13 protein-coding genes and 1 rRNA gene are annotated in these 13,832 nt (G+C 30.4%); all 14 read left to right on the forward strand.

The window, feature by feature from the left end; all coding sequences use genetic code 11:
* The first annotated feature begins 132 nt into the window (after positions 1–132).
* A complete protein-coding gene (locus tag H8923_RS15945) occupies positions 133–1,200 on the forward strand; it encodes a D-alanine--D-alanine ligase family protein (RefSeq protein ID WP_153972848.1) in 1,068 nt (355 codons plus the stop codon).
* A 13-nt stretch (positions 1,201–1,213) separates the two neighbouring features.
* Positions 1,214–2,023: a glutamate racemase gene (gene murI / locus H8923_RS15950; RefSeq protein ID WP_153972849.1), complete on the forward strand. Its 810-nt coding sequence runs from the start codon at positions 1,214–1,216 to the stop codon at positions 2,021–2,023.
* A gap of 69 nt (positions 2,024–2,092) precedes the next feature.
* Positions 2,093–2,503, forward strand: a complete 411-nt coding sequence (locus tag H8923_RS15955; protein WP_153972850.1) for a DUF1934 domain-containing protein — start codon at positions 2,093–2,095, stop codon at positions 2,501–2,503.
* Between the two features lie 187 nt (positions 2,504–2,690).
* Complete coding sequence (tilS, locus tag H8923_RS15960) at positions 2,691–4,076, forward strand: tRNA lysidine(34) synthetase TilS (RefSeq protein WP_153972851.1); 1,386 nt, start codon at positions 2,691–2,693, stop codon at positions 4,074–4,076.
* 32 nt (positions 4,077–4,108) lie between these two features.
* Positions 4,109–6,088: an ATP-dependent zinc metalloprotease FtsH gene (gene ftsH / locus H8923_RS15965; RefSeq protein ID WP_153972852.1), complete on the forward strand. Its 1,980-nt coding sequence runs from the start codon at positions 4,109–4,111 to the stop codon at positions 6,086–6,088.
* A 144-nt stretch (positions 6,089–6,232) separates the two neighbouring features.
* Positions 6,233–7,210, forward strand: a complete 978-nt coding sequence (locus H8923_RS15970; protein ID WP_153972853.1) for a biotin--[acetyl-CoA-carboxylase] ligase — start codon at positions 6,233–6,235, stop codon at positions 7,208–7,210.
* Positions 7,203–8,168 (forward strand): P1 family peptidase, encoded by a 966-nt coding sequence (locus H8923_RS15975; RefSeq protein WP_153972854.1) that lies wholly within the window; start codon positions 7,203–7,205, stop codon positions 8,166–8,168. The genes H8923_RS15970 and H8923_RS15975 overlap by 8 nt, the downstream gene beginning before the upstream one ends.
* Before the next feature lie 158 nt (positions 8,169–8,326).
* Positions 8,327–8,929: an ECF transporter S component gene (locus H8923_RS15980; RefSeq protein ID WP_153972855.1), complete on the forward strand. Its 603-nt coding sequence runs from the start codon at positions 8,327–8,329 to the stop codon at positions 8,927–8,929.
* A 17-nt stretch (positions 8,930–8,946) separates the two neighbouring features.
* Positions 8,947–9,717, forward strand: a complete 771-nt coding sequence (locus H8923_RS15985) for a type III pantothenate kinase (RefSeq protein ID WP_153972856.1) — start codon at positions 8,947–8,949, stop codon at positions 9,715–9,717.
* 247 nt (positions 9,718–9,964) lie between these two features.
* Positions 9,965–10,939, forward strand: a complete 975-nt coding sequence (gene dusB / locus H8923_RS15990) for a tRNA dihydrouridine synthase DusB (RefSeq protein ID WP_153972857.1) — start codon at positions 9,965–9,967, stop codon at positions 10,937–10,939.
* 91 nt (positions 10,940–11,030) lie between these two features.
* Positions 11,031–11,510 carry a transcription elongation factor GreA gene (gene greA / locus H8923_RS15995; protein WP_153972858.1) on the forward strand — a complete coding sequence of 160 codons (480 nt, stop codon included), beginning with the start codon at positions 11,031–11,033 and terminating at the stop codon, positions 11,508–11,510.
* Between the two features lie 15 nt (positions 11,511–11,525).
* A complete protein-coding gene (gene lysS / locus H8923_RS16000; RefSeq protein WP_153972859.1) occupies positions 11,526–13,040 on the forward strand; it encodes a lysine--tRNA ligase in 1,515 nt (504 codons plus the stop codon).
* Positions 13,041–13,276: 236 nt separating this feature from the next.
* Positions 13,277–13,462, forward strand: a complete 186-nt coding sequence (locus H8923_RS16005; protein ID WP_153972860.1) for a hypothetical protein — start codon at positions 13,277–13,279, stop codon at positions 13,460–13,462.
* Positions 13,463–13,715: 253 nt separating this feature from the next.
* Positions 13,716–13,832: ribosomal RNA gene (locus H8923_RS16010) — 16S ribosomal RNA — on the forward strand; the annotation flags it as partial.

Genomic DNA, 13,832 nt, shown 5'->3' on the forward strand with positions numbered 1-13,832 from the left:
ATATATAATAAAAATAAAGAAGCTAAGCTTCTTTATTTTTTTGCAAAAATACACTATAATAATCACTTAGATAAGAAAATGAATATAATAAAAAATTAATAATATAATTCTTAAATAGAAGGGACAAAAAATATGAATAAACTTAATGTAGCTTTAATATTTGGTGGAAAATCAGGAGAGCATGAGGTTTCATTATCATCAGCTGCTTCTATATATGAAAATATAAACAAAGATAAATATAATGTTTTTACTATAGGTATAACTAAAGAAGGAACATGGTTATATTATGATGGAAATGCAGAAAATATAAAGAATGGAAAATGGGTTGAACTAGCAAATAAAAATGTAGAAATAAACTTAGTTCCTATGGGTAACAAAGAAGTTGGTTTATTATTTGAAGATGGAAGCATACAAAAAATAGATGTACTTTTCCCAGTATTACATGGACCATATGGTGAAGATGGAACAATACAAGGTTTATTTGAAATAAGCCAAATACCATATGTAGGATGTGGGGTTCTTGCTTCAAGTACAGGTATGGATAAGCTTATCTGTAAGACTATATATTCAGAAATTGGCTTACCACAAGTTAATTATTGCTCTACAAATAGATGGACATTTAGACAAAATCAAGAAGAAGAGCTGAATGAAATAGAAAGTAAATTAAATTACCCTATATTTGTAAAGCCTGCTAATTTAGGTTCAAGCGTAGGTATTTCTAAAGTTACAAACAGAGAAGAGCTTTTATCGGGGATAAATGAAGCCTTAATATATGACTCTAGAATAGTTTTAGAGCAAGGTATAGATGCAAGAGAAATAGAAGTTGCAGTATTAGGTAATGATGAAGTTAAGGCTTCTATAGCAGGTGAAATTAAACCAGCTAAGGACTTCTATGATTATGAAGATAAGTACATTAATGGTGCATCAACATATGATATACCAGCTAAAATAAGTGAAGCTGATATGGAAAAAATAAGAACTATGGCGATAAAAGCATTTAAATCTTTAGATGGAAAAGGACTTTCAAGGGTAGACTTCTTTATAGATAAATATTCAGGTGAAATATTTATAAATGAGATAAATACATTACCAGGGTTTACAAATATAAGTATGTATCCTAAAATGTGGGAAGCTACAGGATTAGAATATTCTAATCTTATAGATAAACTTATAGAGTTAGCATTAGATACAAAAAAGTAAAGTAGGTGTTAATATGGATAATAGACCTATAGGTGTATTTGACTCAGGTTTAGGTGGATTAACTGTTTTAAAAGAGATTATAAAAGTTTTACCTAATGAAAATATAGTATATTTTGGAGATACAGCGAGAGTTCCATATGGGCCAAGGTCTAAGGAAGCTATAATAAAATATACTTTTCAGGCTATAAACTTTTTAATGTCTAAAAATGTAAAAGCTATTGTTATAGCATGTAATACAGCAACTGCAAGAAGCTTAAAAGAAGCACAATCAAAATATAATATACCTATAATAGGTGTAATAGAAGCAGGAGCAAGGACTGCTGCATACTCTACAAAAAATAAGATTGTAGGAGTAATAGGGACTGAAGGTACCATAAGTTCAAAATCTTATAATGTAGAAATAGAGAAGTTAGATAAAGATATTAAAATTGTATCAAAGGCATGTCCTTTATTTGTTCCGATAACAGAAGAAGGTTGGGCAAATACAGAAGTAGCGTATTTGACAGCTAAGGAATATCTGAAAGAATTGTTGGATCAAGGAATAGATTCTTTAGTTTTAGGATGTACACATTATCCAATATTAAAAAGAACTATAGGAAAAGTTGTTGGAGAGGAAATAAAATTAGTGAACCCAGCTAAAGAAACAGCGAAAGATTTATATGATATATTAGGAAAACAAGATATACTTAGAACTGTGAACAAAGATAATCCAATTTATGAGTATTATGTGTCCGATATACCAGAAAAATTCGCTAGTATAGGACAACAATTTTTAAAAAGAGACATGGATGATGTTAAGAAAATAGAAATACAAAAATACTAAATGATTAAATTATATAAACTTTAGATATAATAATATCTAAAGTTTATATTTTTAGAAGGAGAATTTACTATGGATGTAAAAATCAATATAAGCACTATTCAGTATGATGAACATAGTAAGATAGATACTATCAATATAAGCACAATAGGAACATTACACAAAAAAAATAACGATGTTTATTTGATGTATAAAGAAAATCATGAAGGAGTAGAAGTTACTACAAGTATGAAGATCTCAGAAAAAGAGATAACAATAAAAAGATTTGGAGGAAGTAACTCTACGATGGTTTTTGAACAAGGTAAAACTCATACTACGAAATATAGAACACCATATGGTTTATTTAATATAGAGACTTATACAAGATATTTAGATATAAATGTAGATGATAGTAAACCTATTAAAATTGATTTAGATTATGATATAAAAGTTAATGATATATTCAATGGAAGAAATAAAATAGGGATAAATGTCGAAATATAATACGGATATTAATATAATGAATACAAATTTTATAAAGGTAGTTAAAATACTACCTTTTATTTAATTTATTTGGTATTATTATATCTATATAAACTTTTATATCCATAATTAAAATTGATACAAGGGTTTATAGTTTTTTTATAGAAACTATAGTAAATGTTAATAAAAATAGTAATGAGGGATAATTATGATATTTGAAAAAGTACTAAGTACTATCAATAAACATGAATTAATACAAAAGGGTGATAAGATTGTAGTTGGTCTATCAGGTGGACCAGATTCTGTTTGTTTATTACATATTTTAAGTAGACTAAAAGAGGAATTGGACTTAGAAATTTACGCAGCTCACTTAAATCATCAAATAAGAGGAATAGAAGCTCAAAAAGATGCTTTTTATATTTCTAAACTTTGTGAAGAGATGGGAATTACTTTCTTTATAAAGTCTATAAATGTTCCAGAATACTGTGAAAAAAATGGTGTATCAATAGAAGAAGGAGCAAGAAAGCTTAGATATGAAATGTTCTATGAGATAAAAAATAATACTAGAGCTAATAAAATAGCGATAGGTCATAACTTAAATGATCAAGCTGAAACTATTTTAATGCGTATGATGAGAGGTACTGGTCTTCAAGGTCTAAAGGGAATAGAATATATTAGAGATGGTGTTATAATTAGACCTATTTTAGATATTGAGAGAAATGATATAGAAGAATATTGTAAACAAAATAAGTTAAATCCTAGAATAGATAAAACAAATTTAGAAAGTATCTATACTAGAAATAAAATTAGGTTAGAACTTATACCGTATATGAAGGATAATTTTAACTCTAATATAATAGAATCTATAGTAAGGATGGGAAATAGCTTAAGAAGTGACAATGATTATATTGAAAGTGAAGCTTTAATTAAATTCAAAGAAGTGTCTAATATAAACAGTGATAGTGTAGAGCTTAACTTAAAGTCTTATATTAATTTACATAATTCAATGAAAGTAAGGATCTTAAGGAATTCGATTAAACACATACTAGGAGATACTAACTTTATAGACCAAAGACATATAGATGATATTATAGAACTAGAGGATGAATCTAAAATTGATAAGGTAATAAATCTGCCTAGAGGTATATATGTATATAGGAAAAAAGATAGCATAATATTAACCAATAAAGAAATAGTTATTGAAGAAATAGATTTTTGCTATAATATACCTAGTAATGGATTTATTAAAGTCAAAGAAATAGGTACAGTTATCGAAACACAGGTAGTAAGTATAGACAAATATAAAAGAAGTAAATCAGATAAATCATGTAAGTGGTTTGATTTCAATAAGATAAAAGGGGGTATAGTTGTAAGGAACAGAAGATCAGGAGATAAAATAAAACTTTCTGGAGGAAGTAAAAAAATTAAAGATTTATTTATTGACATAAAAATACCTAAAGAAGATAGATGTAAGGTTCCTGTTATTGCCGATGAGCAAGGAATATTAAGTGTTGGCAATTTTAGAAACAGTGAAAATTACAAAGTTGATGCAGAAACAAAAGAAGTCTTAAAGGTAAGCTTTAAGAAATTATAGAATAAAAACAACGTATGAAAGGAGGGCTTCTTTTGAACAAACTTTTAAAAGGAGCAGGTTTCTATCTGCTGATTTTCATAATCATAGTAGGGATAGTTCAATTTTCAGGTAATCCAACAGAGCAAGTGGATAAATTAGAGTTTTCTAAAGTTTATCAGGAGCTTACAGACGGAAATATATCAAGTATACACTTTATAAGTGATACTGCAGTAGAAGGGGTTATTAAGAATACAAAGAAAAAATTTACATCTTACATACCTAAGGAAGTAATGGGGAATAAATTTGCTGATGAAGTATTAGATCAAGCAATGGATGGGAAATTAGTTGTTGGAGGAGAAGCAAAACCATCGACACCTTGGTTTATAGATATGCTACCAACTATAATTTTAATATTCCTTATGTTAATACTTTGGTTTGTATTTATGAATCAGTCTCAAGGTGGAGGCGGAAAAGTTATGAGCTTTGGCAAGTCAAAAGCTAAGGTGCATAAAGATGATGAAAAAACTAGAGTGACATTTAGAGATGTAGCAGGACTTACAGAAGAAAAGGAAGATTTGCAAGAAGTCGTAGATTTCTTAAAAAATCCAAAAAGATATATTGATTTAGGAGCAAGAATACCTAAGGGTATACTTATGGTAGGACCTCCAGGGACAGGTAAAACTTATTTATCAAGAGCAGTGGCTGGAGAAGCTGGCGTACCATTCTTTAGTATAAGTGGTTCAGACTTCGTTGAAATGTTTGTTGGGGTAGGTGCCTCAAGAGTTAGAGACTTGTTTGAACAAGCTAAGAAAAATGCACCAGCTATCATATTTATAGATGAAATAGACGCTGTAGGTAGAAAAAGAGGTGCAGGTCTTGGTGGAGGACATGATGAAAGAGAACAAACTCTGAATCAGTTACTAGTAGAGATGGATGGATTTGGTGTTAACCAAGGAATTATAATAATGGCTGCAACAAATAGACCAGACATACTAGATCCAGCATTATTAAGACCAGGTAGATTTGATAGAGAGATAGTTGTTGGTGCTCCAGATGTTAAGGGAAGAGAAGCAATATTTAAAGTTCACTCTAAGAATAAACCTTTAGCTGAAGATGTTAAGCCAGATGTTTTAGCAAGAAGAACTCCAGGATTTACTCCTGCAGATATAGAAAATATAATGAATGAAGCTGCAATATTAACAGCTAGAAGAAGAGATAAAAAAATACACATGGAAACTATAGAGGAAGCTATAACAAAGGTTATGGTTGGTGTAGCTAAGAAATCTAGAGTTATAAGTGAAAAAGATAGAAAACTTACAGCTTACCATGAAGCTGGTCATGCGATTTGTATGCATGTACTTAATCATGTAAGTCCAGTGCATCAAGTAACGATAATACCAAGAGGTAGAGCTGGTGGATTTACAGAACCTCTTCCAAAAGAAGATCAAATGTATGGTACAAAACTAGAAATGGAAGAAACTATAGTAATGGCACTTGGAGGAAGGGTAGCTGAAGAATTAGTCATAGAAGATATTTCAACAGGTGCTTCTAATGACTTAGAGAGAGTAACTTCTATTGCTAGAGCTATGGTTACTAAATACGGTATGAGTTCAAAACTTGGGCCTATGGTATTTGGAGACTCTGATGATGAAGTATTCTTAGGAAATAGCTTCGCTACAAAGAGAAATTATTCAGAAGAAGTTGCTTCTGAAATAGATAAAGAAGTAAGACGTATAGTAGATAAAGCTTATAGAGAGTGTAGACATATATTACAAGAAAATATGAGTAAGTTAGATTATGTTGCCAAAGCATTATTAGTATATGAAACTTTAGACTCAGATCAATTTATTAAAGCATTTGATGAAGAATTATCTTTAGAAGTAGATATGAACTCAGATGATAAAAAAGCTTCGTATAATGATAAAGAGGAAGCACTTACTGAAGAAGTAAGAAAAATAGATCCTAAAGATGCTAAAGATATGAAAGAAGACAACGTTGTTGAGCTGAAAAGAGATTATAAAGATAAAGAATAAGAGGGAACCCTAGAAATAGGGTTCTTTTTCATGCTGTTATGACATGAGCAAAGCCAATTTTTGATAAAATACAACTTAAATAATAGGAATGTAAAAACATATGTTGTATAATTACATATAAAATATAAGAGCGGTGAGGTGGCAATGAGAAAAAAAATTATAAATATAATATTAGATAATAATAGAGAATTTATTTCAGGAGAAGAAATATCTAAACAATTAGGAATTTCTAGAAGTGCCGTATGGAAACATATTAAATCGTTAAAAGAAGAAGGTTATAATATAGAATCTATTAACAAAAAAGGATATAGACTAAAGGAGAAACCGAAAGATTTATTGAGTTCACAGAATATAGCTCATGAGTTAAATACAAAGTTTTTAGGTAAAAGTATTTTCCATTTTGAAACTATAGATTCAACAAATACCTATGCAAAAAAAATTGCATCAGAAGAAGTTGATGGTACAGTAGTAATAAGTGAAGAGCAAACATTAGGAAGGGGAAGATTGGGAAGAATATGGGATTCTAAAGCTTATGAAGGGATATGGATGAGCATAATACTAAAGCCTAATATATTACCTTATAGAACTCCATTTTTGACTATAATAGCAGGGGCTAGTATAGCAAATGCTTTAAATAATCTAGGGGTAAGTGTAGGTATTAAGTGGCCGAACGATATAATTTTAAATGGTAAAAAGCTTTGTGGAATTTTAACTGAATTATCAGCTGAGATAGAAAGGGTAAACTATATTGTATTGGGAATTGGTATGAATGTAAAAAATTTAAACTTCCCGAATGAAATAGAAAATATTGCGACCTCTTTATGTAAAGAAGGATACGACTTATCTCGGGTTGATATTGTGAGAGAAATTTTATGTGAGTTAGAGAAAAATTATTTAGAATTTATAAAAAATGAAAATAGAGAGAAGATAATAGATACATATAAGAAATACTCTGTAGTCTTAGGTAAGAATATATTTGTTATAAAGAATGATGATAGAGAATTAGTAGAATGTGTAGATATAAATATAGATGGGAATTTAATTGTTAAAAAATCTAATGGAGCTATAAAAGAAGTTATGTCTGGTGAAGTTTCAGTAAGAGGAGAAAATGGATATGTATAATAATATACTGGATGTAAAAGGATTAAAAGTTGGACAAGTTCAAGATGAAGATGGATTAACGGGTTGCACTGTTGTAATTTGCGAAGAAGGTGCCGTATGTGGAGTTGATGTAAGAGGTTCAGCTCCTGGAACTAGAGAAACAGACTTACTAGATCCAATTAACATGATTCAAAAGGTGCATGCTGTAGTTCTTTCTGGAGGATCTGCATTTGGACTTGAATCCACATGTGGTGTTAGTCAGTATTTAGAGGAAAAAAATATAGGGTTTGATGTGAGTGTTGCTAAAGTACCGATAGTAGTAGGAGCAGTATTATTTGATTTAGCAGTAGGAAATCCTAAGTGTAGGCCTAATAAAAAGATGGGGTATAAAGCATGTGAAGTAGCTAGTGATACTGTTTTAAAACAAGGAAATTTTGGGGCAGGATGCGGGGCTACAGTAGGAAAAATAAAAGGACCTGAATACGCAATGAAGGGTGGAATAGGAAGTTACTCAATAAAATTAGAAAATGGCCTAGTTGTATCTGCATTAATTGCTGTAAATGCATTTGGTGATGTATATGAAGATGGTAATGTAATAGCAGGAGTGCTAGATGACACTAAGACTAGAGTTCTAAATAGTTACGAACTTATGAAACAGGGGATTAATAAAGGTGGATTTAGTATAGATAATACAACTATAGGTATTGTTGCGACAAATGCTAAACTAGATAAAGCTGGATGCAAAAAAATATCTCAGATGGCTCATGATGGATATGCGAAAGCTATATTCCCGATTCACACTCCTCATGATGGAGATACTATATTTACAATGGCTACAGGTGAGATAGAAACGGATATAACCTTATTAGGTTCAATAGCAGCTGAAGTTGTTGAAAAGAGTATTATTAATGCTATAAAAAATGCTTCAGATGTAAAAAATATATTATCATATAAAAATATTCCGATATTACAAGTTTAGTTGACAAGAATATACCCTATTGATAAAATTATTTGTGTTACAGCTGGCATCCTAATTTCAGGAGCCTGACTAATATCAAAAATGTATGTGTAACAAAACAAACTTAATAAAATTTAGAAGTCCGGCATCTTTATGAGCTGGAACGGAGGTGTATTTTTATGGTGAATTCACAAGTAGCAACAAGAAAGAAAGTAAATGTCAAAAGGATGACTATAATAAGTTTACTTTCAGCAATATCGATTATGCTATCGATGATTCCTCAAGTAGGGTATATACAGATAGGACCTATAGCCATAACTACAATGTGTATACCAGTAATAATTGGTGGGATTATGGAAGGTCCCATAGCAGGTGCAAGTATAGGGTTTATATTTGGTATAACTAGTATGTTTAGAGCTTTAATGGGTCTAGCAGGACCTACTGGTTTTGTATTTATGAATCCATTGGTGTCGGTATTACCAAGAGTTCTAATAGGAGTAGTTGCATACTATTCATTTAAAATGTCTATGAAATTAATAAAAAACACATATGTAGCTGGTTGTATATCTGGTGCATTAGCGTCTATAATCAATACAGTAGGTGTTTTAAGTATGATATATGTTCTTTATGCTGCAGAATATGCAGTGGCATTAGAGAAAAGCCCAGGTGCAGCAAAAGCGCTTTTAATAGGAGTGGCAACAACGAATGGTATAGCAGAAGCCTTGGGTGGGGCTTTAGTTGTATCAGCTGTAGTTGCTGTACTAAAGAAAAGTAAAAAATAGAAAGAAGGTTAACATAAATGCTTTTAGTATTCGACGTTGGAAATACAAATATGGTATTAGGTATATACAAAGATAATGAATTAATCAAGGATTGGAGAATAAACACAGATAAAGAAAAAACTTCTGATGAATATGGAATATTAATAAGTAGCTTATTTAAATATGAAGATATAGAGATGAGTGAAATAAAGGATGTTATAATATCATCGGTTGTGCCAAATGTAATGCATTCTCTTGAAAACTTTTGTATTAAATATTGTAAAAAGCAACCATTAATAGTAGGGCCAGGAATAAAAACTGGTTTAAATATAAAATATGATAATCCGAAACAAGTTGGGGCGGATAGAATTGTAAATGCTGTTGCGGGTATAGAGAAGTATGGGTACCCATTGATATTAGTTGATTTTGGAACAGCAACAACATTTTGTGCTATATCTGAAAGAGGTGAATACCTAGGGGGAACAATTGCTCCGGGTATAAAAATATCTAGTGAAGCTTTATTCCAAAGAGCATCTAAGTTACCAAGAGTCGAGTTACTAAAGCCTGGAACAACAATTTGTAAATCTACAGTTACTGCAATGCAGTCTGGAATAATATATGGTTATGTAGGTTTAGTAGATAAAATAATATCTATGATGAAACATGAATTGAATTGTGAAGGTATTAAGGTTGTAGCTACGGGTGGACTTGCTAATCTTATAGCTTCTGAAACTGATAGCATAGATAATGTAGATAAGTTTTTAACTTTAGAAGGATTAAAGGTTATATACGAAAAAAATAAAGAATAGATTAAAGAGGAATTGGAGAAGAAATCCAGTTCCTTTTTTGTGATAAAGTAGATATACTTATTTGAATAAATAGTTGTCATAAGCTAAGAGGTATATTAGTTTTAATTAATGAACAAAATTTAAAATAAAAATGGTATAATTGACAAGTTTATAATAATATAGTTTGTGGTAATTATTTAATATTTATAAAAATAGATAAAAAGATTATTTAAATTAATAATAATATATCAGAGTGAGGAGAAACATAATGAAAATAGGGAATGTCGAGTTAAAAAACAAAGTATTCTTATCACCTATGGCAGGCGTTACAGACCTTCCTTTTAGGTTAATATGTAAAGAACAAAATTGTGGTATGCTATACACAGAGATGATAAATGGAAAAGCTCTATGTTATGACGATGAAAATACTAAAAAAATGTTAAAGATAGAAGATGAAGAACATCCAGTTGCAGTTCAAATATTTGGATCAGATCCGGAATTTATGGGAAGAGCAGCAGAAATAATGAATGCATATCCAAATGAAATACTTGATATAAATATGGGATGCCCTGCTCCTAAGGTTGTTAAAAATGGAGATGGATCAGCTTTAATGAGAAATCCTAAACTTGCAGAAGAAGTATTAAAATCAGTAGTGAAAAATTCAACGAAGCCAGTAACTTTAAAAATAAGAAAAGGTTGGGATGACAATAGTGTTAATGCTGTAGAAATAGCGAAGATAGCAGAAGCGAGTGGTATAAGTGCATTAGCTATACATGGAAGAACTAGAGAACAATACTACTCAGGAAAAGCTGATTGGGATATAATAGCTGAAATAAAGAATGCAATAAATATACCTGTAATAGGAAATGGGGATGTATTCACAGTAGAAGATGCAAGAAATATGTTAGACAAAACAGGTTGTGATGCTATAATGATAGGTAGAGGTGCTCAAGGTAACCCATGGATATTTAAAAGAATAAATCATTATATGGAGACTGGTGAGATACTACCGGAGCCAACTTTAGAAGAGAAAATAAATACAGCTGTAAAACATTTAAATCTTGCAGTAAGAGAACATGGAGAATATGTGGCTGTTAGAGAGATGAGAAAACATATAGCATGGTATTTAAAAGGACTTAAAGGGTCAGCTAAAGTAAGAGATGAAATTAACAAAATAACTAGTTATGAAGAAGTTGTAAGTAGGCTTAATGAGTACATGGAAGATGCCTTGACATTAGTATAATAGTGACTTATAATATACCGCATAATAAAATAGATATAAAGAATTTTAAAATATATGGAAATTCTTAATTTTACAAAGGAGTTGTGGGGTTATGGAACAAAAAAATGAAATACTTTTAACTCAAGAAGGTTATGACAAGTTAGAAGAAGAAGTTGAATTACTGAAGACAGTTAGAAGAAAAGAAGTTGCTGAAAGAATAAAGGTAGCTATATCTTTTGGAGATTTATCTGAAAATGCTGAGTACGATGAAGCTAAAAATGAACAAGCTCAAGTAGAAGAAAGAATAATGAAACTTGAAAATATGATAAGAAGAGCTGTTATCATAGATGAAAGTCAAATAGACGTTAATGTGGTTACTATAGGTTCTATAGTAAAAGTTAATGATGTAGAGTTTGATGAAGAAGTGGAATATACAATAGTGGGTTCTGCAGAGGCAGATCCATATGATGGTAAAATATCAAATGAGTCTCCAGTTGGAAAAGCTCTTTTAGGAAGAACTGTAGGAGATGAAGTAGATGTTCAAGTTCCAGATGGAACAGCGAAGTTCAAAATACTAGAAATAAGAAGATAATCTGGAGGAAGAAAAATGAATAAAGATCAACAAAATGAACTAGTTGAAGATCTTAGTGAAGTTCTTCAAGTAAGAAGGGATAAATTAGCTAAGCTACAAGAGATGGGAAGAGACCCTTTCCACCAAAGTAGATACGATAGAACAAGTAATTCTATGGCTATAAAAAACAACTTCGATGAAATGGAAGGAAAAATAGTTAAAATAGCTGGTCGTATAATGAGCAAAAGAATCCAAGGGAAAGCTGGATTTATAGACTTACAAGATCAAGAAGGTAGAATTCAATGTTATGTTAGATTAGATAGAATTGGAGAAGAAGAGTATTCAATATTCTCTACATATGATATAGGAGACATAATAGGTCTTGAAGGTGAAGTATTTAAAACTAAAAAAGAAGAGATATCTGTAAAAGCTAATAATGTAGTTTTATTAACAAAATCTCTTCAAATATTACCAGAAAAGTATCACGGATTAAAAGATCAAGATTTAAGATACAGACAAAGATATGTTGATTTAATAGTTAATCCAGAAGTTAAAAATGCTTTCTTAATAAGAACAAAAGCTCTTAAAGCGTTAAGATCATTCTTAGATGAAAGAGGTTTCTTAGAAGTTGAAACACCTATTTTAAACACTATAGCAGGTGGGGCAAATGCTAGACCATTCATAACTCATCATAATACGCTAGATATACCAATGTACTTAAGAATTGCTAACGAATTATACTTAAAGAGGTTAATAGTTGGTGGGTTTGATAAAGTATATGAAATGGGTAGAATGTTTAGAAATGAAGGTATGTCTGTAAAGCATAACCCGGAATATACAGCTATGGAGTTATATCAAGCATATGCTGATTATACAGATATGATGGATATAACAGAAAATCTTATATCTCATATGGCAGAAGTTGCTACAGGAAGCATGGTAGTAAATTATCAAGGTACTGAAATAGACTTTACTCCTCCGTGGAAGAGAATGACTATGGAAGAGTGTGTTAAGCAATATGCAGGTGTAGACTTCTCTACTATAAATACAGATGAAGAAGCTTTAGCAATTGCTAAAGAAAAAGGTATAGAGATAACTCCAGGTATGAGAAGAGGAGAAGTTATAAATGCTTTCTTTGAAGAATTTGGAGAAGATAAATTAATACAACCTACATTTATAACTCATCATCCAGTTGAAATTTCACCTCTTGCGAAGAGAAGTGTAGATGATCCAAGAAGAACAGATAGATTCGAAGCTTTCGCAAATGGATGGGAATTAGGAAATGCATTCTCTGAATTAAATGATCCAATTGACCAAAAAGGGAGATTTATGGATCAATTAAGAAAGAAAGAATTAGGTGATGATGAAGCTTGTGATATGGATGAAGACTTCATAAATGCACTAGAAGTAGGTTTACCTCCTACTGGTGGATTAGGAATAGGAATAGATAGAACTATAATGTTACTAACTAACTCTACTACTATAAGAGATGTATTATTATTCCCTACTATGAAACCAATAGAAACTAACAAAAAATCTGATGAAGAATAACTTTTATATAAAAAAAATCCGTGTATCGTTAAGATATATGGATTTTTTTTATAAATAAAATGAAAATAATTATCATGAATAAAGAATTATTAATAAAAATAATAGTTAAAAATGGTATTATATACTTTAACTTGATAAATAATAAAATATTATAGGTATATAAGAAGAAATTTTTATAAAGGAAAAAGGAATATCTAGTTAGAATAAAATAAAAAAGTATAAGTGGGGGGATCTGGATGTTTCAAATTATTAACTGGTTATGTTATATATGTGTAAGTTTTTTGGTGCTAGAAATAATGGTTTATTTATGTAAAGATGTAATAAAAGTGAGTAAATCTAATAAAAAAGGTAAAACTAAAAACATTGGAAATACAAGGTTTAAAAACAATAATCATATTTACAGTAATAAAATAGCAAAATAATTTTAAAAAAAGTATTGACCATATTAAAATAAGATGGTATAGTATTACTTGTCCTTGAGAAAAGGAAAACATGAAAGAAAAAAGATGAAAAAAGTCTTGACTAAGAAGGAAAAACTTGGTAAGATAAATGAGTCGAAAAAATGAACTTTGAAAATTAAACAGTAGGTTAATTTATAAAATTAATTCTTTATAAGGATTATTCGAAACAACCAAACAAAGCCAGATATATAACAGTATCTGAGCCCATCAACTTTTATTTGAGAGTTTGATCCTGGCTCAGGATGAACGCTGGCGGCGTGCCTAACACATGCAAGTCGAGCGATTTACTTCGGTAAAGAGCGGCGGACGGGTGAGTAACGCGTGGGTAACC

The sequence above is a fragment of the Romboutsia faecis genome (assembly GCF_014323405.1).
GTDB lineage: Bacteria > Bacillota > Clostridia > Peptostreptococcales > Peptostreptococcaceae > Romboutsia_E > Romboutsia_E faecis.